A 26,001-nucleotide genomic window follows, 5' to 3' on the forward strand; every position below is an offset into this window, starting at 1 on the left:
ACAGGAGCACCGGGGGCAGCTGCCACCTTCGCCTTGGAGCGCGGCGACGGCGGGCGATTTCCGCAAAACGGCCCATCGACCGGTGATCTGGCGTCTGATCGGTGCAGACCGGGACATTCCTCCCGGCGCGCGCCGCCAGCTCGACCGGGGAGGACGCGTGCTCGTACTGCTGCTCCTCCACCTGGCGGCGGCCCTCGCCGCGCCGCTGCTGGTCCGGCGGTGGGGTCCGCGCGCCTGTTACCCGCTGGCGCTGGCGCCGGCCGCCGCGTTCGGCTGGGCGCTGACCCGTACGCCGACGGTCCGCGACGGGGGCACGGTCGTCGAGACCTACCACTGGATCGATCAGCTCGACTTCGACGTGGCGCTGCGGCTGACCACGCTGTCCTGGCTGATGACCCTGCTGGTCGGCGGCGTCGGCGCGCTGGTGCTGATCTACTGCGGCCGGTACTTCGCCCCCGACTCCGCCGGCCTGGCCCGGTTCGTCGCGGTGCTGGTCGCCTTCGCCGGCGCGATGCTCGGCCTGGTCCTCGCCGACGACCTGCTGCTGCTGTACGTCTTCTGGGAGCTGACCACGGTCTTCTCCTACCTGCTGATCGGCCACAGCACCGAGCGGCGGGCCAGCCGCTGGGCGGCGGCCCAGGCGCTGACCGTCACCACCCTGGGCGGCCTGGCCATGCTGGTCGGCTTCCTGATCCTCGGCCAGCACGCGGGCAGCTACCGCTGGTCGGAGATCGCCGGCGCGCCGTTGCCCGGCGGGGCCGCGCTGGTCGTCGCGGTACTGCTGATCCTGACCGGCGCGCTCGCCAAGTCGGCGATCGTGCCGTTCAACGCCTGGCTGCCGGTGGCGATGGCGGCACCCACGCCGGTCAGCGCGTACCTGCACGCGGCGGCCATGGTCAAGGCGGGGATCTACCTGATCGGAATGCTCGCCCCGGTGCTGGCCGACGTCGGGCCGTGGCGACCGGTGGTGCTCACCCTCGGCCTGGTCACGATGATCGCCGGCGGCTGGGCGGCGCTGCGGCAGTGCGACCTGAAGCTGCTGCTGGCGTACGGCACGGTCAGCCAGCTCGGGCTGCTGGCGGTGGTGCTCGGCGCCGGCAGCCCGGACGCCGCGCTCGCCGGGGTCGTGATGCTGCTGGCGCACGCCCTGTTCAAGGCGGCGCTGTTCCTCGTCGTCGGCATCATCGACCACGAGGTGGGCACCCGTGACCTGCGGGAACTGTCCGGCCTGGGGCGACGGGCGCCGGTGCTCGCCGCGGTGGCCGCGCTCGCCGCCGCCTCGATGGCCGGGGTGCCGCCGCTGCTCGGCTTCGTCGGCAAGGAGGCGGTCTTCGCCGCGCTCGCCGAGCGGCCGGTCGTACTCGCCGGGCTGGTCGTCGGCACCACCCTCACCGTCGCGTACAGCATCCGGCTCCTCTGGGGGGCCTTCGCCACCCGGCCGGACGTCGAGCCGAGCGAGCCCGACCCGGTGCCCGTGCCGATGCTGCTGCCGCCGGCCCTGCTCGCCGTGGGCGGGCTCGTCGCCGGCCCCACCGTGGCCGGGCTGGAGGGGCCGCTGCGCCCGTACGCGGAGCTGTTCGGCACACCGCACGAGCACCTGGCGCTCTGGCACGGCCTGACCCCCGCGCTCGGCCTGTCGGCGGTGGCGCTGGCCGGCGGCTACGTGCTGCACGCGGTGCGCGGCCCGCTCGCGCCCGCGCTGGCCCGGCTGCGCTCGCCGGTCGGCGGCAACCAGGGGTACGAGTGGGTCACCCACCGCTTCGACCGGCTCGCCATCGAGGTCACCGGCGCCACCCAGCGCGGTGCCCTGCCGCAGTACCTGGGCGCGGTGCTGCTCGCCCTGGTGCTGGTGCCCGGCGCGACGCTGCTGTCCGCCCGCCCCTGGCGCGAGCGGATCGCCCTCTGGGACAGCCCGATGCAGCTGGTGGTCACCCTCGTCGTCGCGGTCGCGGCGCTGCTGGCGGTCCGCGCCCGCCGGCGGCTGACCGCGATGCTGCTGGTCGGGGTGACCGGCTACGGCACCGCGATGCTCTTCGTGCTCTACGGCGCGCCCGACCTGGCGCTCACCCAGTTCCTGGTGGAGACGGCGACCATCGCCGTCTTCGTGCTGGTGCTGCGCCGGTTGCCGGAACGCTTCTCCGCCCGGCCGCTGCGCCGCAGCCGGTGGGCACGGCGGCTGGTCGGCGTCGGCGTCGGGGTGGTCCTCGCCGGCCTCGCCCTGGTCGCCGCCGGCGCCCGGACCGCCGCGTCGATCTCGCTGGCCTTCCCCGACCTCGCCGTGGTCGAGGGGTACGGCCGCAACGTGGTCAACGTGACCCTGGTGGACATCCGGGCCTGGGACACCATGGGCGAGCTCGCGGTGCTGGTGGTGGCCGCGACCGGGGTGGCCAGCCTGATCTTCGAGCGGTCCCGCACCGGCCCTCGACCGCGCCGGGGCGAACCGTCGCGGGCGCCCCGGCGGGACACCGGGCCGGTCTGGCTCAGCGGTGGCCCGACCCTGCAGGAGCGGCGCCGCTCGATCGTCTTCGAGGTGGTCACCCGGCTGATCTTCCACACCATGGTGCTCTTCTCGTTCTTCCTGCTCTTCTCCGGTCACAACGCTCCCGGCGGCGGCTTCGCCGGCGGTCTGGTGGCGAGCCTCGCGCTGGCCCTGCGCTACCTCGCCGGCGGCCGGTACGAGCTGGCCGAGGGCGCCCCGGTCGGCGCGGGCACGGTGCTCGGCGCCGGGCTGGCGATCTCCGTAGGCGGCGGCGTGGTGTCCCTGCTGACCACCGGCGACGTGCTGGAGAGCGCCAAGGTGAACCTGCCGCTGCCCTGGCTGGGCGAGCCGTACCTGGTCACCTCGCTCTTCTTCGACGTCGGCGTCTACCTGGTCGTGGTCGGGCTGGTGCTGGACATCCTGCGCAGCCTCGGCGCCGAGGTGGACCGGCACATCGAGGCGGCCGGCAGGTCCCAGCGGGGGCTCGTCGTCGAGCGGGAGGGGGAGTCGGGGTGAGGCAGGGCGGCGCGGGGCCGACCCTGGTGCTGGTGCTCGCCGTCGGCGTGCTCGCGGCCACCGGGGTGACCCTGCTGCTGGAGCGCAGCCTGACCCGGATCCTGCTCGGCGTCATCCTGCTCGGCAACGGGGTGAACCTGCTCATCCTGCTCGGCGGCCGGTCCGGCGCGGCGCCGGTGGTCGGCACCGCCGAGGTGGCCGAGTTCAGCGACCCGCTGGTCCAGGCCATGGTGCTGACCGCCATCGTGATCACCTTCGGGCTGACCGCGTTCCTCGCGGCGGTCGCCTACCGCAGCTGGTATCTGAGCGGCGACGACGAGGTGCAGGACGACCTGGAGGACCGCCAGATCGTGCAGCTCGCCGAGCGCAACGAGGTGCTCGACGCCGACCTCGGCGGGGAGGGGCCGGACGGCGACCCGGAGCAGGTGGACCCGGAGCCCGCCCGACGCCGGCTGCGCGGACGGGGTGGGCGGCAGTGAACCGGCTCGTGCCGCTGCCGGTGGTGGTGCCGCTGCTCGGCGCCGCGCTGACCCTGATCCTGGCCAACCTGCCCCGGGTGCAGCGCACGGTCAGCGTGGTCGCGCTCACCGGCAACCTGGTCGTCGCGGTGGCGCTGCTGGTGCAGGCGTACCGGCACGGGCCGGTGGTGACGCAGGTGGGCGGGTGGCGGGCGCCGGTGGGGATCGTGCTGGTCGCCGACCAGTTGGCCGCGCTGATGCTGGTGGTCTCCTCGGCGGTCACCCTCTGCGTGCTGATCTACTCCATCGGCCAGGGCCGCAGCGAGACCAGCGAGTCCGCGCCGGTGAGCATCTACCACCCGACCTACCTGGTGCTGACCGCCGGCATCACCAACGCCTTCCTCGCCGGGGACCTGTTCAACCTCTTCGTCGGCTTCGAGATGCTGCTGGCGGCCAGCTTCGTGCTGATCACCCTGGGCGGCACCGAGGCCCGGATCCGTACCGGCTCGACGTACGTCGTGGTCGGCATCCTCTCCTCGATGATCTTCCTGGTCGCGGTCGGGCTGGTGTACGCCGCCACCGGCACCCTCAACATGGCCCAGCTCGCCACCCGCCTCGACGCGCTGCCGGACGGCGTACGGCTGGGGTTGCAGCTGATGCTGCTGCTCGCCTTCGGCATCAAGGCGGCGGTCTTCCCGGTCTCCGCCTGGCTGCCGGACAGCTACCCCACCGCGCCGGCCCCGGTGACCGCGGTCTTCGCCGGCCTGCTCACCAAGGTCGGCGTCTACGCGATCATCCGGACCGAGACGTTGCTTTTCCCCGGCGGGCAGGTCTCCGGCTTGCTCATGGTGGTGGCCGGGCTGACCATGGTGGTCGGCGTGCTCGGCGCGGTGGCGCAGTCGGACATGAAGCGGCTCTTCTCGTTCACGCTGGTCAGCCACATCGGCTACATGATCTACGGGGTGGCGCTGAGCACCGCCGCCGCGCTCTCCGGCGCGATCTTCTACGTGGTGCACCACATCACCATCCAGACCACGCTCTTCCTCGTCGCCGGGCTGGTCGAGGAGCGCGCCGGCAGTACCGACCTGCGCCGGCTCGGCGGCCTGGCCCGGATCGCCCCGCTGCTCGCGGTGCTCTTCTTCGTCCCGGCGATGAACCTCGCCGGCGTCCCGCCCTTCTCCGGCTTCCTCGGCAAGGTCGGCCTGCTCCAGGCCGGCGTGGCGGTCGGCGGGCCGCTGCCCTGGGTGCTGGTCGCGGCCGGCACGGCGACCAGCCTGCTCACCCTCTACACCGCCTCGCGGGTGTGGAACATCGCGTTCTGGCGGGCGCCCCGGCTGGCCACCGACGAACCGGTGGTCCGGCTGCCGCAGCTGATGGTGGGCGCCACCGCCGCCCTGGTGGTGCTCGGCCTGACGTTCACGCTCGCCGCCGGCCCGCTGTTCCGCGTCACCGCCGACGCCGCGGCCGACCTGCGGCTGCGCACCCCGTACGTGCGGGCCGTGCTGCCTGGCGGTGCCCCGTGACCGCCCCGGACGCCGCCGGGTCACCGCCGAAGAGGCGCGCCGGCCGCCGCCGCGACCAGGCGATCGCCCTGGGCTGGCTGATCGCGGTCTGGAACCTGCTCTGGGGCGAGATCTCCTGGGGCAACCTGCTCGGCGGGGCGCTGGTCGGCGTCGCGGTGCTGCTGTTCTTCCCGCTACCGCCGGTCTCCTTCGGCGGCCGGCTGCGGCCCCGGGCGCTGCTGGTGCTGCTGGCGACGTTCGTCGCCGAGCTGGTCGCCGCCAGCGTGCACGTCGCCGCGATCGCCGTCCGCCCCGGCTACCGGCCGCGCGGGGCGATCATCGGAGTACGCCTGCGGGTGGGCACGGACCTCAACCTGGCGCTCACCGCCGAGCTGATCTCGCTGGTCCCCGGCACCCTGATCCTCGAGATCGACCGGGACGCGGGCGTCCTCTACGTGCACGTCCTGGACGTCCGGCGTCCGGAGGACCTGTCCGACAGCCGGGAGCGGGTCCTCGCCGTCGAGGAACGCGTCGTCCGGGCGATCGGCTCCGACGCCGAGGTGCGCCTGCTCGCCACCGATCCTGTCGACCGGAGGTCCAGATGACCGTCGTCCTCACCGTCGTCCTGACCGTGCTGCTCTCGGTCACCGCGCTGCTGGCGCTGGCCCGGATCTACCGGGGCCCGTCCCTGCTGGACCGGGTGATCGCCGCCGACCTGCTGCTCGCGATCATGCTCTCCGCGGTCGGGGCGGAGGCCGCGGTCAATCGGCACGCCACCACGCTGCCGGTGCTGGTGGTGCTCTCGCTGCTCGGGTTCGTCGGCTCGGTGGCGCTGGTCCGCTTCGCCGTCCGGGAGGAGGCGTGACGCGCCCGGCCCCGGCCCGGCTGCCCGCCGTCGCGAACGAAGAGGTGGCCCGGTGAGCGCGGGTACGGTCGCCGACTGGCTGGGAGCGGTCGTCCTGGTGGCGGGGGCGCTGCTCAGCCTCGCCGCCGGGATCGGGGTGCTGCGCTTCCCGGACGTGCTGGACCGGATGCACGCCGCCACCAAGCCGCAGGTGCTCGGGGCGCTGCTCCTGCTGCTCGGGCTGGCGCTGCGGCTGCGCAGCCCCGCCGACCTCGGCATGATCGCGCTGGTCGCCGTCTTCCAACTGGCCACCGCGCCGGTGGCCGCGCAGATGATCGGGCGGGCCGCGTACCGGTCGGGGCGGGTGGACCGGACCCTGCTGGACCGGGATGAACTGGCCGAGCACCGGAAATAGGGGATGAGCGGCGGCTTTGTCCCCACCTTCAGCGGGCTTTCAGCGACCGCCGATAGAATTGGCGCATGATCGACTCCTCTGCCCAGGAGGGCAGCAGTAGCCAGCCGGGTCGTGCCCGGCATCCCATCGCCCCGACGTCCCCGGGAGCCCTGAGCGACCCGTGTTGATCGTCGTCGGTCTCGTACTCATCATCGTTCTCACCGCCGCCACCGGCTACTTCGTGGCCCAGGAGTTCGGCTACGTCGCGGTGGACCGCGGCCGGCTCAAGCAACAGGCCGAGGAGGGCGACCAGGCGGCCGCCCGGGCCCTGGAGGTGACCGGCCGGCTGTCGTTCATGCTCTCCGGCGCCCAGCTCGGCATCACCGTGACCGCCCTGCTGGTCGGTTACGTCGCCGAGCCGTACCTGGGCGCCGGGCTGGCCGAACTGCTCGGCGGCGCTGGTGTCTCCACCGCGGTCAGCCTCCCGCTGTCGGTGACGCTGGCCCTGCTCATCGCCACCGTGGTCCAGATGGTCCTCGGTGAACTCGCCCCGAAGAACCTGGCCATCGCCCGCGCGGAGCCGCTGGCCCGGGCGCTGAGCCGCTCCACCCTGATGTACCTGAAGGTCGCCGGCCCGCTGATCACGCTCTTCGACCGGGCGGCGGTGCGGCTGCTGCGCCGGGTCGGCATCGAGCCGATCGAGGAGCTGCCCAGCGGCGCCACCCCGGAGGACCTGGAGCAGATCATCGCCGAGTCCCGGGAGGAGGGGCACCTCGACGCTGAGATGTCCGACCTGCTCGACCGGGGCCTCGACTTCCGGGAGCTGACCGCCGGGGAGGCCATGGTGCCCCGGGTCGACGTGCACACCGTACGGGCGCACGAGCCGGTCAGCCGGGTGGTCGAGCTGCTCGACACCGGCCACTCCCGCTTCCCGGTGCGCGGCGCCGAGGGCGTGGACGACCTGGTCGGCGTGGTCGGCATCGCCGACGTGCTCGGCGTACCCCCGGCGCGGCGCGCCACCACGCCGGTCAGCGCGGTGGCCGTACCCCCGTTGCTGGTGCCCGAGACGCTGCCGCTGCCGACGGTGCTGGACCGGCTGCGGTCCGGGCACCGGCAGCTGGCCTGCGTGGTCGACGAGTACGGCGGCTTCGCCGGCGTGATCACGCTGGAGGACATCGCCGAGGAACTGGTCGGCCCGATCCGGGACGAGGACGACCCGCCGGAGCGCGCCCCCGCCCGGCAGGCGGACGGCTCCTGGGTGGTGCCGGCCCGCTGGCGGATCGACGAGGTCGCCGACAGCACCGGCATCGCGCTGCCCGAGGCCCCCGAGTACGACACCCTCTCCGGGCTGGTCATGCGGGAGCTGGGCCGGGTGCCCGAGGTGGGTGACCGGCTGGAGATCAGCCTGCCCGCCGACGGTGAGCAGCCGCGCGAGCGCGCCCTGGTCGAGGTGCTCGTGGTGGACCGGCACGTGGCCGACTCGGTGCGGCTGCGGATGGCCGGCGAGGCGCCCGGCGGGGAGGTGGCGGCATGAGCCCCGGCGTCGCACTGCTGGTCTCGGCGCTGCTACTGGCGCTCAACGGCTTCTTCGTGGCCGCCGAGTTCGCCCTGGTGGCGAGCAAGCGCTACCGCCTGGAACAGGGGGCCGCCGGTGGCGGTCGCGCGGCCCGGGCCGCCCTGGACGGCGTCCGCGAACTGTCGCTGATGCTGGCCGGCGCGCAGCTCGGCATCACGCTGTGCACCCTGGGGCTCGGCGCGCTCGCCGAGCCGGCGATCGAACGCCTGCTCAGCCCGCTGCTGCACACGGTGGGCCTGCCCGATGCGGCCAGCCACGCCGTCGCGCTGGTCTTCGCGCTGGCACTGGTGACCTTCCTGCACCTGGTCGTCGGGGAGATGGCCCCGAAGTCGTGGGCGATCACCGACGCCGAGCGGTCGGCGCTGCTGCTGGCGTTGCCGTTCCGGGCCTTCGCCCGGGTGGCCCGGCCGGTCCTGTCGGCGCTCAACGCGCTGGCCAACGTGATTCTGCGGCTGGTCGGGGTGCAGCAGCAGGATCAGCTCGCCCAGGTGCACGGCCCGGACGAGCTGCGCATCCTGCTGGAGCAGTCCCGCGAGCACGGGCTGCTCGGCGCCGAGCAGCACCACCTGCTGACCAGCATGCTGGAGTTGCAGGGCACCACCGTCCGCGACGTTATGGAGCCTTTCGACGAGATCGTCACGGTCCGTCGCGACGACACTGCGGACCGGATCGAGCAGGTCAGCCGGGACAGCGGCCGGTCCCGGCTCGCCGTGCTGGACCCGGGCGGCGAGGTCTGCGGCCTGGTCCACGTGCGGGAGGCGGTGCGGGCGGTCACCACCGGCCGGCCGGCGACCGCGGGCGAGCTGATGACCCGGGCGTTCACCCTGCCGGCGACCTCCTCGGTCACCGAGGCGGTGGCCGCGATGCGCGCCGACCAGGCCCAGCTCGCGCTGGTCCGCAACGGCGGCGGCCCGACCCGCCCGATCGGCTTCGTGGCCCTCGAGGACCTGCTGGAGGAGGTCATCGGCGAGTTCGACGACGAGACCGACCCAGTCCCGCGCGGCCGCCGCCTCCGCTGACGCCCCCACCCCACCCCATCCCACCCACCTCCCGCCCGGCCGCCGGCTCCCCGTGACCCGGCGGCCGGCCTCGTTCCCAGCCCGCCGCCCCCCAAGATCCGCGCACTTTCCGAGAAAGCGTGGCCATCGGGCGGGAAATAGCCACTCTTTCCCCGAAACTGCGCGCCGGACCGCGGCTCGGGGTTCTCGGAAGTGCGCGGTGGACCGGGGCGGGGCGGGGAGTGTCGGGACGGGGGGTGGGAAAGCCCCGGGCGGGGCGAGGGGCGAGGGGAGCGCGGGCGTGCGGGTGACCGGGGTGGCGCGGGAGTCCGGGTGGACCGGGCTCTCGGTGAGCACCACGTTGACCAATCCGAGCACCCGGCCGGGGCTGCGGCTGCCGGGGCGGGTGACGCTCGCCGCCGGGCCGGACGACGTGCCGATCCGGCACGTACGGCTGGGCTTGGTCGCCACCGCGGAATCGGACGATCCGCACAGTCCACGCCGACTGGTGCAGTACCACCAAGTGCCGATCGGCGGCCGGTTCGTAGTGCCGGCCGGGCGACGCCGGGCGATCGACTTCGCCCTGCCGCTGCCCTGGGAGACCCCGGTGACGATCTTCGGCGGGGTGCCCCTGATGAGCATGCGCACCGGGCTACGGACCGAGGTGTCGGTCGACCCCGAGCTGGACCAGGGGGCGATGGTGCCGCTCTTCGTCCATCCGCTCCCCACCCAGCAGCACATCCTCGCCGCACTGGACACGCTCGGCTTCCTGATCCGGCAGGCCGGCCTGTCGCACGGCCGGCTGCCCGGCGTCGAGCAGGCGCTGCCGGTGCACCAGCGACTCGGCTACTGGGTGGGACCGATCTACGCCGGCCCGATCACCGAGCTGGAGGTGATCTTCGTGGCGAACTCGGCCGGCCTGGAGGTCGTCCTCTGGCTGGACCGGCGGCTGTCGCTGACCGGGATCAGCCACCAGAGCATCAGCCGCTTCCGGATCTGGCACACCGGTGCCGACCAGCGGGACTGGGTGGCCGTCGTGGACGGTTGGCTCCGCGCGGCGATCAACCGGCACGCGGCGGCCGCCTCGCACGCCGACTGGTCCGCCCAGATCAGCGAGTCCGCCCACGTCAGCCGCCATCCCGACGAACCGGTCGGGCCCGGCTACGGCCTCGGCGGCACCGCCGGGGGCGGGGGCATCGGCGGCGGTGGCGGCGACGGCACCTGATCGCCCTGCGCCGCCGCCCGACAGAGACGGGGGCGACGGCACCCAGGCGCCGACCGGCCGGTGTCAGACCGAGGCGGTGGCGAGCTTGAGGCTGAAGCCGAGGAAGAGCACCGCGACGCCGGTGGTCGCGCTCGCGGCCAGCCGCCGGCGGCGCCGGAACTGCGCGGCCAGGAAGGTGCCCATGAAGATCAACGCGGTCAGGTAGAGCGCGCTGGTGACCTGGGCGATCAGTCCGAGCAGCAGGAACGACAGCGCCGGCCAGGCGTATCCGGGGTCGACGAACTGGATGAAGAACGAGATGAAGAAGAGGATCGCCTTCGGGTTGAGCAGGCTGATCACCAACGCCTTGCGGAACGGGCTGCGCATCGCCGCCGGCTCCGCGGCGTCGATCAGCCGCGGCGCCGCCGGGTCGTTGCGGTCGCGCCAGCGCCGCCAGGCGCCGCGCAGCATTGTCAGCCCGACATACCCGAGGTACGCCGCACCCGCGTATTTGATCACCAGGAAGAGCGGCGGGTACGCCTTGAGCAGCGACGCCACCCCGGCGGCGGAGAGGAACATCAGCACCCCGTCGCCGACGAACACCCCACCCGCCGCCCGGTAGCCGGCCCCCACACCCCGCTTCGCGGCGGTGGAGAGCACGAAGAGCGAGTTCGGCCCCGGCAGCAGAATGATCGCCACGGTCCCCAGCACGTACGTCCAGATGTCGGTGATGCCCAGCACGCCCGCCATCATCACGCCACGGGTGCCGTACGGCGAAGCCTTTCCCGCAGCCTGGTCTGTGCGTTCGGCCACTCGTCGACGGTCATCGCGTACTGCACGGTGTCCCGCCAGGAGCCGTCCGGGCGCTGCCGGTGCATCCGCAGCACGCCCTCCCGGGTGGCGCCCAGGCGCTCGATCGCCGCCTGCGAGCGGGTGTTGCGGATGTCGGTGTGCCAGGCCACCCGGACCGCGCCGAGCTCGTCGAAGGCGCGGCCGAGCAGCAGCAGCTTGGCCTCGGTGTTGATGCCGCTGCGCCACCAGGGCCGGCCGAGCCAGGTGTGGCCGATGGCGACCGCCCGCCGCTCGGGGTCGATGTCGTAGTACGAGGTGGTGCCGACCACCGCGCCCGTCCGCGCGCAGCGCTGCACCCAGGGCACCCGTTCGCCCCGGTGCCCGGCGGCCAGCGCGCCCGCGACGATCTCCCTCATGGCGGCCGGGTCGGTGGGCAGCGGGTGGCCCAGGTGCGCCCAGACCTCCGGTTCGGCGGTGGCGGTGAAGAGCTCGTCGGCGTGCGCCAGGTCCAGCGGCTCCAGCAGCACGTGTTCGCCCCGCAGGGTCGCCGCCTCCCGCCAGGGTGACCCGGCGCTCCGCAGTCCCGCCGGCACCGGCGCGGTGACGCCCGCGTCCGGTTCCGGCAGCCCGGCGGTCAGCCGCAGCGGCACCACCCCGGCCCAGTGCGGCAGGTCGAGGTCGGCGGGGTCGTCGCGGACCCCACCGGTGCGGGAACGCAGCGACACCTCGCGCAGCGGCAGCGCCAGCACGGCCGTCTCGGCCAGCTCCCGGCGGCTCGGCGGGCGGCTGTCCGCGCTGCGACCGGCGGCGACCTTCTCCACCAGGGCGGTCAGCATCCGTGACTTCTCGGCGTCGTCGGTGACCAGGTGGGCGGTGCCGTGCGCGACCACCGACCGGTAGTTGGCGCTGTGGTGGAACTGCGAGCGGGCGTAGACCAGCCCGTCGAGCAGGGTGACGGTGACGCAGACCCGCAGCCCGTCGTCGCCGCGCGCGGCGAGCAGCGGCCGGCTGCCGGTGGAGCCGTGCAGGTAGAGGGTGTCGCCGATGCGTACGTGCAGGGTGGGCAGCAGCCGGGGCTCGCCGTCGACGGTGAACCCGAGCACGCAGTGGTACGCCTCGTCGAGGACCGCGTGCACGGCGGCCGGGTCGTAGCTCATCCGGTCGCGGGAGCGGCTGGCCGTGGTACGCGGGGTCGGGGCGTACATGCGACATCCCACCTTTGTTCTAGTACAATCTCCGAACTGTGGCAGTACGTTATCAGATCAGTGGCGGCACGTCGGCCGCCATTTCGGCGAGCGTGGAAACCGGCATCCGGGCCGACGCGCTGGCCCCGGGCAGTCCGCTGCCCGCCGTCCGGGCGCTCGCCACCGAGCTGGGGGTCAGCCCGGCCACCGTCGCCCGGGCCTACCAGGAGCTGCGCCAGCGGGGCCTGGTCGTGACCGCCGGCCGGCACGGCACCCGGGTGCGCCCCCGACCCCCGGTCGCCGGCCGGCGCGCCGCGCTGCACCCGCCGCCCGCCCCCGGCACCCGCGACCTCTCCCAGGGGCAACCCGACCCCCGGCTGCTGCCCCCGCTCGGCCCGCACCTGGCCGCGCTCGCCGCCGAAATCGGCCCACCCGTCGGGTACGCCTCGACCGCCCTGCTCCCCGCATTCGCCGAGGCGGCCCGGGACCGGCTCGCCGCCGACGGCGTACCGGCCGAGGAGATCACCGTGACCGGGGGCGCGCTGGACGGCATCGAGCGGCTGCTCGCCGCGCACCTGCGGCCCGGTGACGCGGTGGCGGTGGAGGACCCGGGCTGGGCCAACCTCCTCGACCTGGTTGCCGCGCTCGCGCTGCGTCCGATCGGCGTACCAATGGACGACGACGGGCCCACCGAGGCCGGCGTCCGCGACGCCGTGGCCCTCGGCGCCCGGGCGCTGGTGGTGACCAGCCGCGCGCAGAACCCGACCGGCGCCGCGGTCTCCGCCGAGCGGGCCGGGGCCCTGCGGGAGCTGCTCGCCGGCCGCCCCGACCTGCTGCTGATCGAGGACGACCATGCCGCCGAGCTGGCCCGGGTGCCGCTGCACCCGCTCGCCGGGGCCACCCCGGCGTGGGCCTTCGTCCGGTCGGTGAGCAAGCCGTTCGGGCCCGACCTGCGGCTGGCGGTGCTGGCCGGCGACGAGGCCACCGTGTCCCGGGTCGCCGGCCGCGCCAGGGTCGGCGCCGGCTGGGTCTCCACCGTGCTGCAACGGCTCGTGCTGTCGCTCTGGCGCGACCCGGCCACCGCGGAACTGGTCCGCCGCTCCGGCGAGGAGTACGAGCGGCGGCGCACCGGGCTGCTGACGGCACTCGCCGCCCGGGGCCTGGCCGGGCGCGGTCGCAGCGGCATCAACATCTGGCTGCCGGTGCCGGACGAGACCAGCGTGGTCACCGCGCTGCGCGACGCCGGGTGGTCGGTGGCGCCCGGCGCGCTCTACCGGATCGGTGCCGAGCCCGGGATCAGGATCACCGTCAACGCGCTCGACGACGCCGACCTGCTGCCGGTCGCCGACGCGGTCGCGCGGGCGCTCCGGCCGGCCCCGCCGCGCCGGTTCACCGCGTGACCCGGCTGGTCCTCGATACGCATGGTCGACGTTCCGGAGGGTAAGCGCGCGGCCAGGAGGTGATCGGTCATGGCTGCACCCAAATCGAGGACGGGGCTCTGGATCGCCATCGCGATCGCGGTGATCGTGCTCGTGATCGTGGTGATCGCGATCGCGATGGGCGGTGGCGACGGTGGCGGGGAATACTGACGCGCGCCGGCGCGCCCGCGCCGGACCCGGTGTCGCCGGCGAATCCGGTATATAAAGTTCGCCATGGCCGAGACCGACGCCGCGCCCGGTGCGCAGCAGTTCATCCCGCCGCAGGCCGACACCCTCGACGACCTGCGCGCCGCAGCCGCCGGTTGCCGGGGCTGCGAGCTCTACCGCGACGCCTCGCAGACGGTCTTCGGGCGGGGTGACGAGAGCGCCCGGGTGGTCCTGCTCGGCGAGCAGCCCGGCGACATGGAAGATCAAAAGGGACTGCCCTTCGTCGGCCCGGCCGGCCGGCTGTTGCGCCGGGCGGTCGACGACGCCGGTCTCGACCCCGGGCACATCTATCTGACCAACGCGGTCAAGCACTTCCGCTTCGAGCTGCGTGGGAAGCGGCGTATTCACCAGACGCCGGACCGCGTGCACATCACCGCCTGCCGGCCGTGGCTGGTCGCGGAGTTCTCCCGGTTGCGTCCGGACCTGGTGGTGGTGCTCGGCGCGACCGCCGCCAAGGCCCTGCTCGGCCCGGCGTTCCGGGTCACCCGGCAGCGGGGCGAGCTGCTGCCGTGGCCCGCGTCCGCGCAGCGCCCGGAGGACTTCGTCCGGGTCCCGGTGGACAACGCCGGCAAGGTGGCCGACGCGCCGGCCGCGCAGCTGCTGGCCACCATCCACCCGTCCGCCGTGCTGCGCGCCGACGACCAGGACGCCGCGTACGCGGGGCTGGTGCAGGACCTGACCGTCGGCGCCCGCGCGCTGGCCGGGTAACGGTCCGGGTCCGCCGTCGTCTTCGGGCTCTTGCTCGCCACGCGCGCCCTGACCCGGGTACGCCGATGGGAACGCCTGCCACCGCCCCCTGGGCAGCGCGGATGAGCGGTGCCACACTGGCCGCCATGGAGCAGCATCTGTACGAACCGGTCCACGAGGAGTTCCGCGACCTGTGCCGGGAGTTCCTGGCCCGCGAGGCGGTGCCGCACCACCCCCGGTGGGAGGCCGACGGCATCGTCGACCGCGAGGTGTGGCGCAAGGCCGGCGCGGCCGGACTGCTCGGCATGGACGTCGACACCGACCACGGCGGCGGCGGGCAGCGCGACTTCCGGTTCAACGCGGTGCTGGACGAGGAGATCGTCGCGTCGGGCTGCTCGGGGCTCGGCTTCGGCCTGCACAACGACGTGGTGGCGCCGTACCTGACCGAGCTGACCACCGACGAGCAGCGCAAGCGCTGGCTGCCCGGGTTCTGCTCCGGCGACCTGGTCACCGCGATCGCGATGAGCGAGCCGGGCGCGGGCAGCGACCTGGCGGGGATCCGCACCAGCGCGGTCCGCGACGGCGACGGGTGGGTGCTCAATGGGCAGAAGACGTTCATCACCAACGGCGAGATGGCCGACCTGGTGATCGTGGTGGTGCGTACCGCGCCGGACCAGGGCGCGCACGGGGTCAGCCTGGTCGCGGTGGAGACCGGTACCCCCGGCTTCACCCGGGGCCGGCGGCTGGCGAAGGTGGGCCTGAAGGCCAACGACACCGCCGAGCTCTTCTTCGACGACTGCCGGGTGCCGGCCGAGAACCTGATCGGCACCGAGAACCACGGCTTCTACCACCTGATGGCCAACCTGCCCAGGGAGCGGCTCAGCATCGCCGTCGCGGCGGTGGCGGCGGCGGAGAAGCTGCTCGCGGTGACCCTCGACTACGCCCGCTCGCGGGAGGCGTTCGGCCGGCCGATCGGCAAGTTCCAGCACAACCGGTTCCTGCTGGCGGAGCTGGACACCGAGGTCACCATCGCGCGCACCTTCGTCAACCACTGCGTGGCCGAGTTCAACGCCGGCCGGCTCTCGGTCACCGACGCCGCGAAGGCCAAGTGGTGGACCACCGAGCTGCAGAACAAGGTCGCCGACCGCTGCGTGCAGCTGCACGGCGGCTACGGGTTCATGCTGGAGTACCCGGTGGCGAAGGCCTGGTTGGACGGGCGGGTGCAGACCATCTACGGCGGCACCACCGAGATCATGAAGGAGATCATCGGGCGCGGGCTCGGCCTGTAGCGAAACCGGGTCCCCCGGGGCGGGGCCGGTTTGCAAGGATGGGGCCGCGTCTGACCCCTTACCGAGGAGGCCGCATGGCCACCGACCTGACCGCTCCGGCCCGTACCCGGCCGGACGTCGCGCCGATCCAGCGACGGACCCTGCGCCTGCTGTTCACCACCCAGATCATCGGCGGGATCGGGGTCACCATCGGCATCTCCGTGGGGGCGCTGCTCGCCGCCCGGGTCGCCGGGACCGCCGTCGCCGGGCTGGCGCAGAGCGCCGCCGTGGTCGGCGGGGCGCTGCTCGCCGTCCCGGTCACCCGGATCATGAACGGGCACGGCCGGCGACCAGGGCTGGCCGTCGCCTACCTGTCCGGCGCCGTCGGCGCCGTGCTGGTGGTGCTCGCCACGGTCAGCCGCTCCGTACCGCTGCTCTTCCTCGGCATGCTCCTCTTCGGCGGCGGCACCGCGGCGAACCTCCAGGCCCGCTACGCCGCGGTGGACCTCGCCGAGCCGGCCCGCCGGGGCCGCCAGCTGTCGCTGATCGTCTGGGCCACCACCATCGGCGCGGTGGCCGCGCCGAACTTCGCCGCGCTGGCCGATCGCACCACCAGCGGGTGGGGACTGCCACCGCTGGCCGGTCCGTTCGCGTTCAGCGCCGCCGCGTTCGTGCTCGCCGCCGTCGTACTCCTGGTGCTGCTGCGGCCCGACCCGCTGCTCACCGCGCGCCGGCTGGCGGCGGCCGACGCCCCGGTCGCGGCCGCCGTCGCGGACGTCACCCCGCCGGCCGAGGCCGTCGCCGCGCCGACGCGGACCGCCCGGCGCGGTGCGGGGATGCGCGCGGCCTGGCAGGTGGTACGCGACCGCCCGGCGGCCCGGCTCGGCATCGCGGCGGTGGCGGTCGGCCACGTGGTGATGGTCGCGGTGATGTCGATGACGCCGGTACGCCTCGGCGAGTCGCACGGCGACGCCGACGTGCTGCGGGTGGTCGGCATCGTGCTGAGCCTGCACATCGCCGGCATGTACGCGCTCAGCCCGCTGGTGGGCTGGCTCACCGACCGGCTCGGGCGGCGCGTGGTCGTCCTCGGCGGCGTCGGGCTGCTGCTGGCCGCGTGCGCGGTCGCCGGCACCGCCGGGCACCACACGCCCCGGCTCTCGGTCGGCCTGGCCCTGCTCGGGCTGGGCTGGTCCGGCACCATGGTGGCCGGCTCCACCCTGCTGTCGGAGTCGGTGCCGGCGGCGGTCCGGCCGAGCGTGCAGGGTCTCTCCGACCTGACGATGGGGCTGGCCGGCGCCGGCGCCGCCGCCCTGAGCGGGTTTGTCATGCGGGCGGCGGGTTATCCGGTGCTGACCCTGCTGGCGGCGATCGCCGTGGTGCCCCTGGTGGCGCTAGCGTTGCGTCCGGTGCCGGTGGGGGCACCGGACGAGGAGGACTGATCACGTGCGGCTGACCGACTTCTGGGCCCGGCTGGACGAGGCCTTCGGGCCGGGCTACGCGGCCAGCATCGCCCGCGACCAGGTGTTGTCCCAGCTGGGCGGGCGGACCATCGAGCAGGCGCTCGCCTCGGGTGAGCAGACCCACGTGGTGTGGCGCGCCGTCGTCGCCGCCTATCCCGACCGGGTGCCCGCCCGGCTGCGCTGAGCGGCGTTTTCGTCGCTCCCGCGTGTCGCTTGCCGACTCGTACACCTGTTCGGCTATTGTCCACAGCGGGGTGCTCGTCCACAGCTCACGGCCCGTCGGCTGGTTTTCTGTCGGACCCAGCGCCTAGCGTGTCCCGCGTGACGCGAAGCTCAGGAAAGACGCCGGCGAAGGCAGGGGTGGCAAACATGGCCGCAGGGCCCGACCGGGAGAAGGCACTCGACCTTGCTCTCGCTCAGATCGACAAGCAGTTCGGCAAGGGTTCGGTGATGCGGCTGGGGGAGCGGCCGGTCATCCAGACCTCGGTGATCCCCACCGGCTCGATCGCGCTCGACGTGGCGCTCGGCGTGGGCGGTCTGCCCCGCGGCCGGGTCGTCGAGATCTACGGTCCCGAGTCCAGCGGTAAGACCACGGTCGCCCTGCACGCGGTGGCCAACGCCCAGCGGGCCGGCGGCATCGCCGCCTTCATCGACGCCGAGCACGCGCTCGACCCGGATTACGCGAAGGCCCTCGGCGTCGACACCGACGCCCTGCTGGTCTCCCAGCCGGACACCGGCGAGCAGGCGCTGGAGATCACGGACATGCTGGTCCGCTCCGGCGCGATCGACATCGTCGTGATCGACTCGGTGGCGGCCCTGGTGCCGCGCGCCGAGATCGAGGGCGAGATGGGCGACAGCCACGTGGGTCTCCAGGCCCGGCTGATGAGCCAGGCGCTGCGGAAGATCACCGGTGTGCTCAACAACACCGGCACCACGGCGATCTTCATCAACCAGCTCCGCGAGAAGATCGGCGTGATGTTCGGCAGCCCGGAGACCACCACCGGTGGTCGGGCGCTGAAGTTCTACGCCTCGGTCCGACTCGACGTGCGCCGCATCGAGAGCCTGAAGGACGGCACCGACGTGGTCGGTAACCGGACCCGGGTCAAGGTCGTGAAGAACAAGGTCGCCGCGCCGTTCAAGCAGGCCGAGTTCGACATCATGTACGGCAAGGGCATCTCCCGCGAGGGTTCGCTGATCGACGTCGGCGTGGAGCAGGCGATCATCCGCAAGTCCGGCGCCTGGTACACCTACGACGGTGACCAGCTCGGCCAGGGCAAGGAGAAGGCCCGGGAGTTCCTCAAGGAGAACCCGGACGTGGCCGCCGAGATCGAGAAGAAGATCCTGGAGAAGCTCGGCGTCGGGGTCGGCGCGGGCGACGCCGCCGGCGGCCCGGAGCTGCCGCCGGTCGACTTCTGATCGGCCGCCGGCTAAGTGGCAGGACGACGCGCCCGCACGGGGCGGGGCTGGGATGCCAGCCCGCCCCGGGCGGGTGATGGCACCACCCCACGCCCCCGTCGAGGGCGTCGTGGCCGGTCCGACGAGACCGAGCCGGAGGCGACCCCGACCCCACCGCGCGACGAGGCCGAGGTGGCCCGGGAGATCTGCCTGCGGCAGCTCGCGGTGCGCCCGCGTACCCGGGCCGAGCTGGCCGGGGCGCTGGCCAAGCGGGGCATCTCCGACGAGGTGTCGGCCGACGTGCTCGACCGGTACGACGAGGTCGGCATCATCGACGACGCCGCCTTCGCCCGCGCCTGGGTCTCCAGCCGGCACACCGGCCGGGGCCTGGCCCGCCGGGCGCTGGCCAACGAACTGCGCCAGCGCGGCGTGGACGGCGACGTGGCCAGCGAGGCGCTCGGCGAGCTGGACGAGGAGACCGAGGCGGAGACCGCCCGCGCCCTGGTGGAGCGGAAGCTGCGCACCGCCCGGGGCGAACCGGACGCGGTGTTCCGCCGGCTGGTCGGGATGCTCGCCCGCAAGGGCTACCCGCCGGGCGTGGCGATCCGCGCGGTGAAGGACGCGCTCGCCGCGCAGAGCGCCGAGGCGGCCGAGTTCGCCGAGCAGATCGACGCCGACGCCCTGGCCGAGGCCGAGGGCGAACTCGACCGCGACACCCGCGCCACCGACTGACCGCCGCCTCCCGGTGAGACGCCCGCGCACCGGCTGAGGGACGTCCCGCAGAGGTGCCCCGCGCCGCTCCGCCCGGTGCCGCCCAGCGCGGCCCTGTGTCGCCCGGCATCCGTGAGACGCCCGGCGCTGATCATGCCGGCGCCGTCCGGGCGGGGGAGGATGATCCGGTGCTGAAGGCGTGTCTCAACGGCGGCCGGGGCCGCGACGAGCATCCCGGCGTGCCGGTCACCCCGGCCGAGCTGGCCGCCGACGCGGCCCGCTGCGCCGACCTCGGCGTGGCCGCCGTGCACGTCCACCCCCGCGACACCTCCGGCGTGGAGTCGATGGCGCCCGCGGTGATCGCCGACGCGGTGACCGCCGTCCGGGCCGCCCGGCCGGGGCTCCCCGTCGGGGTGAGCACCGGGGCGTGGATCGAGCCCGACCCGGCTGCCCGGGTCGCCGCCGTACGGGCCTGGACGGTGCTGCCCGACTTCGCCTCGGTCAACGCGCACGAGGACGGGGCGGAGGCGGTGGCCGCCGCACTGCACGAGCGGGGCGTGCTGGTCGAGGCCGGCCTCTGGACCCCGCAGGCCGTCCGCGCCCACCAGGGGTGGCGGGTGCCGGTCGGGCGGATCCTCGTCGAGTGCACCCCGGACGACCCGACCCGGGCACTGGCCGCCGCCGACGCCATGCTCGCGCTGCTCGCCCCGGGTGGCCCGCCGCTGCTGCTGCACGGCGAGGGTGCCGCCGCCTGGCCGGTGCTCGCCGAGGCGGTACGCCGGGGCCTGGACACCCGGATCGGCCTGGAGGACACCCTCGGCCTTCCGGACGACGCTCCCGCCCCCGACAACGCCGCCCTGGTCGCCGCAGCCCGCTCCCTCGGCACCTGCTGACCAGCCGCGCTCGGCGCCCCGTGATCTCGCGCTCCCAGTGGGGCCGTGAGCAGGTCTGGAAGGCGACGCGCACCCCGGCTCGCCGGGCCGTTTGTCCGCTGCTGTCCGTCATGCCGTCAGCAACGGGTGACGGCTCAACTTCGCTCCGTTCGGGGGGTTTGATCATGAGTTCTTGACCGAACGGCCCTCGGCGACCTAGCCTCGCCCTACAGGCTCACATTGCCCGACCAACGCAGGCTAAGCGCACAACATAGATCGCGTAACAGAACAGCATCACTTTGGCCAGCTCCACCGGCCTTTGACGGTCGCTCCGGACAGCCGGTCCGGAGCCGATCCGACAACTGCACCCGGCGGTCGACGATGCCCCTGCGGGGGCACCGCCGACGGAGAGCTGTACCCGCGGCCAGCCGCTCGGTCGGGCGTCCAGGGCCGTGGAGGCGCGTGCCCGCCGGCACGAACCTCCACGGTGTCGACGTTCAGGGGAGGCGGCGATGACGGGGCGGCACAGGGACCACGGGTCCCCAGGGGGTGTCGGCGGTCGGGGGTCCGCCGGTGGCGTAGGGCGGTCCGACCTCGCGCGCGACAGTGACGGGGCGCCGAGATGAGCGGCGTCGAGGTGGTGCTGCTCGTCGCCGTGCTGCTGCTGGCGTTGGTCGTGGTGGGCGCGGTGCTCTTCGGCGTCCGGGCGATCCGCGGCTTCCGCGCGGCCCCGGCCCCGGAGGACCCGGCCTTCATCGCCGAGAAGGACCGTCAGGAGCAGTCCCTGGCGGCGTTGCGCAGCGCCGCCGACCACGCGAACAGCACCATCGACGTGGCGAAGTCCGCCGCGGCCGCCGCCCGGACCGAGGCGGCCGCCGCGAAGGCGGAGGCGAAGTCGGCCCGGGCCGAGGCCCGCCGGGTGCTCGACGACGCCCGTGCGGAGGCGGACACCATCCTGGAGCGGGCCCACCGGCAGGCCGAGGCCGATGCCGAGCAGTTACGGACCGCCGCCCGGCGCAGTGGTGAGCGGGAGGTGGCCGTCCTGGCCGCCACGACCCGCGAGCAGGCCGCCGAGGTGGAACGCCGGGCCGCTCGGATGGACGAGCGGGAGCGGCTGCACACCGAGGAGGTCGAGCGCCTCGCCGAGCGGGAGCGGCAGCTCACCGCGGCCAGCGCCGAGCTGGCGCGGCGGGAGGCCGGGCTGGTGGAGCGGGAGACCGAGCTGGCCGCCGCCGAGGAGCAGCGCCGCCGTGAGTTGGAGCGGGTCGCCGGGCTGACCGCCGACGCCGCGCGGGCGGAGCTGATCGAGGCGATCGAGACCCAGGCCAAGCGGGAGGCCGCGCTGCTGGTGCGGGACATCGAGTCCGACGCCCGCAACACCGCCGAGGGGCGTGCCCGGCACATCGTGGTGGACGCCATCCAGCGGGTGGCCAGCGAGCAGACCGCGGAGAGCGTGGTCAGCGTCCTGCACCTGCCCGGCGACGAGATGAAGGGGCGGATCATCGGCCGGGAGGGGCGCAACATCCGCGCCTTCGAGTCGGTCACCGGGGTCAACCTGATCATCGACGACACCCCCGAGGCGGTGCTGCTGTCCTGCTTCGACCCGGTACGCCGGGAGGTCGGCCGGCTCACCCTGGAGAAGCTGGTCCTCGACGGCCGGATCCACCCGCACCGGATCGAGGAAGTGCACGACCTGGCCCGCCAGGAGGTCGAGGAGCTCTGCCACCGGGCCGCCGAGGACGCCCTGGTCGAGGTCGGCATCACCGAGATCCACCCGGAGCTGGTCACCCTGCTCGGCCGGCTGCGCTACCGGACGTCGTACGGGCAGAACGTGCTCAAGCACCTGGTGGAGACCGCGCACATCGCCGGGATCATGGCCGCCGAGCTGCGGTTGGACATTCCCACCATCAAGCGGTGCGCGTTCCTGCACGACATCGGCAAGGCGCTCACCCACGAGGTGGAGGGCTCGCACGCCATCATCGGCGCCGACCTGGCCCGCAAGTACGGCGAGAGCGAGGACGTGGTGCACGCCATCGAGGCGCACCACAACGAGGTGCCGCCGCAGACCATCGAGGCGGTGCTCACCCAGGCCTCCGACGCCTGCTCCGGCGGGCGGCCGGGCGCCCGGCGGGAGAGCCTGGAGGCGTACGTCAAGCGGCTGGAGCGGATCGAGGAGATCGCGGCCGGCAAGCTCGGCGTGGAGAAGGTCTTCGCCATGCAGGCGGGCCGGGAGGTCCGGGTGATGGTCAAGCCGGAGGATGTCGACGACATCGGCGCGGCGGTCCTGGCGCGGGACGTGGCCAAGCAGATCGAGGAGGAGCTGACCTACCCGGGTCAGATCCGGGTGACCGTGGTCCGCGAGTCCCGGGTCACCGAGATCGCCCGCTGACGGTACGCAGACGAAGAGGCCGGCCCACGTGGGCCGGTCCTCTTCGTCGTACGTGTCGGATCAGTTGCCGCCGGCGCCCTCGGCCTGCGACATGAGCGCCGCGGGCGGCGGGTTCTGCGCCGGGGTGCCCGCGGTCTTGCGGCCCTGCGAGAGCCGGCGCTGGAGGTACTGCGCCAGCTTCGACAGCGAGTAGTTGACGGCGATGAAGAGCACGGCGATCACGACGTAGACCTGGATCGGGTTGCCCAGCACGCCGATGATCTGCTTGCCGATGTTGAGCGTCTCCTCGTAGCTGATGATGAAGCCCAGCGAGGTGTCCTTGAGCACCACGACCAGCTGGCTGATCAGCGCCGGCAGCATGATCCGGAACGACTGCGGCAGCAGGATCATGCGGGTGGCCTGCATCGGCGAGAGGCCGATCGCGGCGGCGGCCTCGGCCTGGCCGCCGGGCAGCCCCTCCATGCCGGAGCGGAGGATCTCCGCGATGACCACCGAGTTGTAGATGGCCAGGCCGATCACCAGGTACCAGAGCGTGTCGAAGGTGATGCCGAACTCGGGGAAGCCGCGGGCCACGAAGAAGATCGTGATGACGACCGGCAGGCCGCGGAACACCTCGACGCAGACCCGGGTGACCGCCGAGAGCAGCAGGCTCAGCCCGCGCAGCAGGTACGCCACCGGCGTCGCCAGCCCGGTGAAGCGCCGCCGGGTCAGGCTCTTGAGCTGGATCCGCAGCACGGCCAGCAGGGTGCCGATCACCAGCGATGCGACGATGGCCAGCGCCGCCGCGATCAGGGTGTTCTTGAAGCCGATGCCGATCCGCTCCCAGACCAGGGAGAAGTTCTCGTTGGAGGGGTCGACCAGCGGCCCCCACAGCTCCATCGAGAACTGGCCCTTTTCGTCCAGCGGCCGGTAGATCAGGAAGTACGCCCCGACGAGCAGGACCACCCCGGCGATCACGCTGCTGATCAGGGTGATCCGGCGCTGGCGGGGGCCGGGGACGTCGTAGAGGACGCTGGTCTGCTGACTCATCGGGCCACCGCCTGTCGCTTCTCGATCCGGTCCAGCAGGGCGCCGAGCGGGACGGTCATGATCAGGTAGCCGATCGAGATGCCGATGGCGACCGGGATGAAGGCGTAGCCCTCGGCTCCGGTGAGCTGGTCGGCCGTGGCCGACAGGTCGCCGACGACCCCGAAGAAGCCGGCCAGCGCCGAGTTCTTGATCATCGCGATGATGACCGAGCCGAGCGGCACCACCGAGGCCTTCCAGGACTGCGGCAGCACCACGTACCGCAGGTTCTGGCCGAAGGTCAGGCCGAGCGACCGCGCGGCCTCGGCCTGCCCGGCGGGCACCGCGTTCACCCCGGACCGCAGCGCCTCGCAGACGAACGCCGCCGTGTAGAGCACCAGGGCGATCAGGGCGAAGCGGAAGTACGGCAGGTCGGTGTCGAGCCGGCTGAACACCGCGTCCAGGCCGGGGAGGCGCAGGAAGTCGGCGTTGGAGCCGAGTGCCGGCAGGCCGAAGGCGGCGAAGAACATCACCACGGTCAGCGGCATGTTCCGGAAGACGTTCACATACCCGGTGCCGACCGCGCGCAGCGGCGGCACCGGGGAGATGCGGAGTACCGCCACGACGGCGCCCAGGAGCAGGGCGCCGATCGCGGCGAGTACGCAGATCTGGAGGGTGAGCCAGAAACCACCCGCAAAGACGTCGAACTTGTCGATGAGCACGTTCACGGGTCGGTGTTCCTCCCCACCCTCTGCGATCGAAGGATCAGATCAGTAGCGGTTGACGGTCGGGGCGGTGCCCAGCTCCGCGCCGAACTTGCCGGCGGTGTCGTCCCAGGCCTTCTTCCAGCTGCCGTCGGCGAACGCCTTCTCGAGCGTGTCGTTGATGAAGGTACGGAACGCGGTGTCCTCCTTCTTCACCCCGATGCCGTACGGCTCCTTGGTGAAGTTGTCGCCGGCGAGCTTGAAGGAACCCTCGTTCTTGGCGATGTAGCCGAGCAGGATCACGTTGTCCGTGGTGACGGCGTCGACCTGGCCGCCGTTGAGGGCGTCGCGGCACTTGTCGTAGGTGTCGAAGAGCACCAGCTGGGTGGCGACGTCCTTGACGTACGTCTTGATCGTCTCGGCCGGGGTGGAGCCGGTGACCGAGCAGACCTTCTTGGTGCCGTCCTTGAAGGAGTCCGGGCCGGTGATCGTGGTGTTGTCCTTCTTGACCAGAATGTTCTGGCCGGCCTCGTAGTACGGGCCCGCGAAGGCGATGCGCTCCTTGCGCTTGTCGTTGATCGTGTAGGTCGCGGCGACCAGGTCGACGCTGCCGTCGACGATCTTGTCCTCACGGACCTTGGACGGCGTCTCCACGAACTCGATCTTGTCCTCGGGGATGCCGAGCTCCTTGACGATGATCTTCGCGATCTCGACGTCGAAGCCCTCCGGCTTGCCCGACAGGCCCTTCTGACCGAAGCCCGGCTGGTCGAACTTGGTGCCGATCTTGATCTTCTGGGCCTTGTTGAGCTTCTCCATGGTGCTGCCGGCGGCGAACGACTTGCTGCCGGCGCCGGTGCCCTCGTCGGAATCGCCGCCGCAGGCGGCCATGCCGAGCGCCAGGGTGGCGGCCGCCGCGAGCGCGGCTACGCGCTTGATACGCATACTCATCTCCTTCTTGGACGGAGCCCGCCGGAGGACGGCGTGCTCCACGTACGGACGCCTAGTGCGTGAGGATCTTGGAGAGGAAGTCCCTGGCCCGCTCGCTGCGGGGGTTCGCGAAGAACTCGGCCGGCGGGGCGTCCTCGACGAGCTGGCCGTCGGCCATGAAGATGACCCGGTTCGCGGCGTGCCGGGCGAAGCCCATCTCGTGGGTCACCACGACCATGGTCATGCCGTCGCGGGCCAGCGAGGTCATCACGTCCAGCACCTCGCCGACCATCTCCGGGTCGAGCGCGCTGGTCGGCTCGTCGAAGAGCATCGCCTTCGGCTGCATGGCCAGCGCGCGGGCGATCGCGGCCCGCTGCTGCTGACCGCCGGAGAGCTGGGCGGGGAACTTGTCGGCCTGGTTGGCGATGCCGACCCGGTCGAGCAGGGCCAGGCCGCGCTCGCGGGCGACGGCGGGCTTCTCCTTGCGCACCTTCACCGGGCCGAGGGTGACGTTCTCCAGGATGGTCTTGTGCGCGAAGAGGTTGAACGACTGGAAGACCATGCCGACCTCGCTGCGCAGCCTGGCCAGCGCCTTGCCCTCGGCGGGCAGCGGCTGCCCGTCGAAGGTGATGGTGCCGGAGTTGATGGGCTCCAGCCGGTTGATCGTCCGGCAGAGCGTCGACTTGCCGGAGCCGGAGGGGCCGATCACCACGACCACTTCGCCCCTGCCGACGGAGAGCGACACGTCGTCCAACACGTGCAGCGGGCCGAAGTACTTGTTGACCCCGTCCAGCACGATGAGCGGTTCGCCCGTCGTCACGTCGTACACCGTCCCTGTCGTCTGTCCCGGAAGCGGGGTCGGTCGACCCCCGGTTGGGCAACTGTAGGCGGGGTGAAGTGGCGGAACGCAACCTGGTTGGTCACGGAGCGGTAACACCACTGCCGGCCGTGCCCAGGAGTCCGAATTCCGCCCCTGCGCGGGGAGTCCGA

Annotated in this window: 24 protein-coding genes; 18 read left to right on the forward strand and 6 right to left on the reverse strand. The window is 73.2% G+C overall.

All coding sequences use genetic code 11. The annotated features are described in order from the left end of the window. The first annotated feature begins 157 nt into the window (after positions 1-157). The 9 genes from ACTWM8_RS08000 to ACTWM8_RS08040 all read left to right on the forward strand — a co-directional run bounded on the left by ACTWM8_RS08000 (position 158) and on the right by ACTWM8_RS08040 (position 9,992). Positions 158-2,995, forward strand: coding sequence for a Na+/H+ antiporter subunit A (locus ACTWM8_RS08000; RefSeq protein WP_446213245.1), 2,838 nt, complete (start codon positions 158-160; stop codon positions 2,993-2,995). Beyond that, positions 2,992-3,474, forward strand: a complete 483-nt coding sequence (locus tag ACTWM8_RS08005; RefSeq protein WP_446213246.1) for a Na(+)/H(+) antiporter subunit C — start codon at positions 2,992-2,994, stop codon at positions 3,472-3,474. Before ACTWM8_RS08000 ends, ACTWM8_RS08005 begins: the two co-directional genes overlap by 4 nt. Next, on the forward strand, positions 3,471-4,976 hold the full coding sequence (locus ACTWM8_RS08010; RefSeq protein ID WP_446213247.1) for a Na+/H+ antiporter subunit D: 1,506 nt from the start codon (positions 3,471-3,473) through the stop codon (positions 4,974-4,976). Before ACTWM8_RS08005 ends, ACTWM8_RS08010 begins: the two co-directional genes overlap by 4 nt. Continuing rightward, positions 4,973-5,560 (forward strand): Na+/H+ antiporter subunit E, encoded by a 588-nt coding sequence (locus ACTWM8_RS08015; protein ID WP_446213248.1) that lies wholly within the window; start codon positions 4,973-4,975, stop codon positions 5,558-5,560. The genes ACTWM8_RS08010 and ACTWM8_RS08015 overlap by 4 nt, the downstream gene beginning before the upstream one ends. Continuing rightward, entirely contained in the window at positions 5,557-5,820 is a 264-nt protein-coding gene (locus ACTWM8_RS08020; RefSeq protein WP_446213249.1) for a monovalent cation/H+ antiporter complex subunit F, read from the forward strand. Before ACTWM8_RS08015 ends, ACTWM8_RS08020 begins: the two co-directional genes overlap by 4 nt. 52 nt (positions 5,821-5,872) lie before the next feature. Continuing rightward, on the forward strand, positions 5,873-6,214 hold the full coding sequence (gene mnhG / locus ACTWM8_RS08025; protein ID WP_446213250.1) for a monovalent cation/H(+) antiporter subunit G: 342 nt from the start codon (positions 5,873-5,875) through the stop codon (positions 6,212-6,214). Positions 6,215-6,374: 160 nt separating this feature from the next. Beyond that, positions 6,375-7,727 carry a hemolysin family protein gene (locus ACTWM8_RS08030; RefSeq protein WP_446213251.1) on the forward strand — a complete coding sequence of 451 codons (1,353 nt, stop codon included), beginning with the start codon at positions 6,375-6,377 and terminating at the stop codon, positions 7,725-7,727. Then, positions 7,724-8,788 (forward strand): hemolysin family protein, encoded by a 1,065-nt coding sequence (locus ACTWM8_RS08035; protein WP_446213252.1) that lies wholly within the window; start codon positions 7,724-7,726, stop codon positions 8,786-8,788. The genes ACTWM8_RS08030 and ACTWM8_RS08035 overlap by 4 nt, the downstream gene beginning before the upstream one ends. A 280-nt stretch (positions 8,789-9,068) precedes the next feature. Next, on the forward strand, positions 9,069-9,992 hold the full coding sequence (locus tag ACTWM8_RS08040; protein ID WP_446213253.1) for a sporulation protein: 924 nt from the start codon (positions 9,069-9,071) through the stop codon (positions 9,990-9,992). A 63-nt stretch (positions 9,993-10,055) separates the two neighbouring features. Here ACTWM8_RS08040 and leuE read toward each other — a convergent pair whose 3' ends face one another. Both leuE and ACTWM8_RS08050 read right to left on the reverse strand, forming a co-directional pair. Then, on the reverse strand, positions 10,056-10,724 hold the full coding sequence (gene leuE, locus ACTWM8_RS08045) for a leucine efflux protein LeuE (RefSeq protein WP_088963369.1): 669 nt from the start codon (positions 10,722-10,724) through the stop codon (positions 10,056-10,058). Beyond that, positions 10,724-11,968 (reverse strand): bifunctional pyridoxamine 5'-phosphate oxidase family protein/GNAT family N-acetyltransferase, encoded by a 1,245-nt coding sequence (locus ACTWM8_RS08050; RefSeq protein ID WP_446213254.1) that lies wholly within the window; start codon positions 11,966-11,968, stop codon positions 10,724-10,726. Before ACTWM8_RS08050 ends, leuE begins: the two co-directional genes overlap by 1 nt. A 38-nt stretch (positions 11,969-12,006) precedes the next feature. Between ACTWM8_RS08050 and ACTWM8_RS08055 the strand changes: the two genes are divergently transcribed. The 9 genes from ACTWM8_RS08055 to rny all read left to right on the forward strand — a co-directional run bounded on the left by ACTWM8_RS08055 (position 12,007) and on the right by rny (position 22,375). Continuing rightward, the gene (locus ACTWM8_RS08055) at positions 12,007-13,347 is read left to right on the forward strand and encodes an aminotransferase class I/II-fold pyridoxal phosphate-dependent enzyme (protein ID WP_446213255.1); all 1,341 of its coding nucleotides are present in this window, start codon (positions 12,007-12,009) and stop codon (positions 13,345-13,347) included. A 252-nt stretch (positions 13,348-13,599) separates the two neighbouring features. Next, positions 13,600-14,301, forward strand: a complete 702-nt coding sequence (locus ACTWM8_RS08060) for a UdgX family uracil-DNA binding protein (protein WP_446213256.1) — start codon at positions 13,600-13,602, stop codon at positions 14,299-14,301. A 125-nt stretch (positions 14,302-14,426) separates the two neighbouring features. Then, a complete protein-coding gene (locus ACTWM8_RS08065; protein WP_377608190.1) occupies positions 14,427-15,569 on the forward strand; it encodes an acyl-CoA dehydrogenase family protein in 1,143 nt (380 codons plus the stop codon). A 74-nt stretch (positions 15,570-15,643) separates the two neighbouring features. After that, positions 15,644-16,987, forward strand: a complete 1,344-nt coding sequence (locus tag ACTWM8_RS08070) for an MFS transporter (RefSeq protein ID WP_446213257.1) — start codon at positions 15,644-15,646, stop codon at positions 16,985-16,987. Between the two features lie 4 nt (positions 16,988-16,991). After that, positions 16,992-17,192, forward strand: a complete 201-nt coding sequence (locus tag ACTWM8_RS08075; RefSeq protein ID WP_088963362.1) for a DUF3046 domain-containing protein — start codon at positions 16,992-16,994, stop codon at positions 17,190-17,192. Between the two features lie 185 nt (positions 17,193-17,377). Then, entirely contained in the window at positions 17,378-18,424 is a 1,047-nt protein-coding gene (gene recA, locus ACTWM8_RS08080) for a recombinase RecA (RefSeq protein ID WP_088963361.1), read from the forward strand. 15 nt (positions 18,425-18,439) lie between these two features. After that, positions 18,440-19,135 (forward strand): regulatory protein RecX, encoded by a 696-nt coding sequence (locus tag ACTWM8_RS08085; RefSeq protein ID WP_377608187.1) that lies wholly within the window; start codon positions 18,440-18,442, stop codon positions 19,133-19,135. A gap of 167 nt (positions 19,136-19,302) precedes the next feature. Further along, the gene (locus ACTWM8_RS08090) at positions 19,303-20,007 is read left to right on the forward strand and encodes a 3-keto-5-aminohexanoate cleavage protein (RefSeq protein ID WP_446213258.1); all 705 of its coding nucleotides are present in this window, start codon (positions 19,303-19,305) and stop codon (positions 20,005-20,007) included. A gap of 601 nt (positions 20,008-20,608) precedes the next feature. Beyond that, positions 20,609-22,375 carry a ribonuclease Y gene (gene rny / locus ACTWM8_RS08095; RefSeq protein ID WP_446213259.1) on the forward strand — a complete coding sequence of 589 codons (1,767 nt, stop codon included), beginning with the start codon at positions 20,609-20,611 and terminating at the stop codon, positions 22,373-22,375. 60 nt (positions 22,376-22,435) lie between these two features. Here the strand turns inward: rny and ACTWM8_RS08100 are convergent, their stop codons facing one another. From ACTWM8_RS08100 to ACTWM8_RS08115, 4 genes are read right to left on the reverse strand one after another with little or no spacing between them, the layout of a single operon-like run. Further along, positions 22,436-23,404, reverse strand: coding sequence for an amino acid ABC transporter permease (locus ACTWM8_RS08100; protein WP_446213260.1), 969 nt, complete (start codon positions 23,402-23,404; stop codon positions 22,436-22,438). Beyond that, entirely contained in the window at positions 23,401-24,108 is a 708-nt protein-coding gene (locus tag ACTWM8_RS08105; RefSeq protein WP_446213261.1) for an amino acid ABC transporter permease, read from the reverse strand. Before ACTWM8_RS08105 ends, ACTWM8_RS08100 begins: the two co-directional genes overlap by 4 nt. A gap of 42 nt (positions 24,109-24,150) precedes the next feature. Beyond that, the gene (locus tag ACTWM8_RS08110; RefSeq protein ID WP_446213262.1) at positions 24,151-25,026 is read right to left on the reverse strand and encodes a glutamate ABC transporter substrate-binding protein; all 876 of its coding nucleotides are present in this window, start codon (positions 25,024-25,026) and stop codon (positions 24,151-24,153) included. Between the two features lie 58 nt (positions 25,027-25,084). After that, on the reverse strand, positions 25,085-25,840 hold the full coding sequence (locus ACTWM8_RS08115) for an amino acid ABC transporter ATP-binding protein (RefSeq protein WP_446213263.1): 756 nt from the start codon (positions 25,838-25,840) through the stop codon (positions 25,085-25,087). Positions 25,841-26,001: the final 161 nt, after the last annotated feature.

This window comes from Micromonospora sp. IBSANI012, assembly GCF_052814045.1.

Bases quoted from the DNA above. Each gene is read 5' to 3' on its own strand.
- ACTWM8_RS08020 (WP_446213249.1), top strand. From the start codon at position 5,557: ATGACCGTCGTCCTCACCGTCGTCCTGACCGTGCTGCTCTCGGTCACC.
- ACTWM8_RS08035 (WP_446213252.1), top strand. From the start codon at position 7,724: ATGAGCCCCGGCGTCGCACTGCTGGTCTCGGCGCTGCTACTGGCGCTC.
- leuE (WP_088963369.1), bottom strand. From the start codon at position 10,724: ATGATGGCGGGCGTGCTGGGCATCACCGACATCTGGACGTACGTGCTG.
- ACTWM8_RS08050 (WP_446213254.1), bottom strand. From the start codon at position 11,968: ATGTACGCCCCGACCCCGCGTACCACGGCCAGCCGCTCCCGCGACCGG.
- ACTWM8_RS08060 (WP_446213256.1), top strand. From the start codon at position 13,600: ATGGCCGAGACCGACGCCGCGCCCGGTGCGCAGCAGTTCATCCCGCCG.
- ACTWM8_RS08065 (WP_377608190.1), top strand. From the start codon at position 14,427: ATGGAGCAGCATCTGTACGAACCGGTCCACGAGGAGTTCCGCGACCTG.
- ACTWM8_RS08070 (WP_446213257.1), top strand. From the start codon at position 15,644: ATGGCCACCGACCTGACCGCTCCGGCCCGTACCCGGCCGGACGTCGCG.
- recA (WP_088963361.1), top strand. From the start codon at position 17,378: ATGGCCGCAGGGCCCGACCGGGAGAAGGCACTCGACCTTGCTCTCGCT.
- rny (WP_446213259.1), top strand. From the start codon at position 20,609: ATGAGCGGCGTCGAGGTGGTGCTGCTCGTCGCCGTGCTGCTGCTGGCG.
- ACTWM8_RS08100 (WP_446213260.1), bottom strand. From the start codon at position 23,404: ATGAGTCAGCAGACCAGCGTCCTCTACGACGTCCCCGGCCCCCGCCAG.
- ACTWM8_RS08110 (WP_446213262.1), bottom strand. From the start codon at position 25,026: ATGCGTATCAAGCGCGTAGCCGCGCTCGCGGCGGCCGCCACCCTGGCG.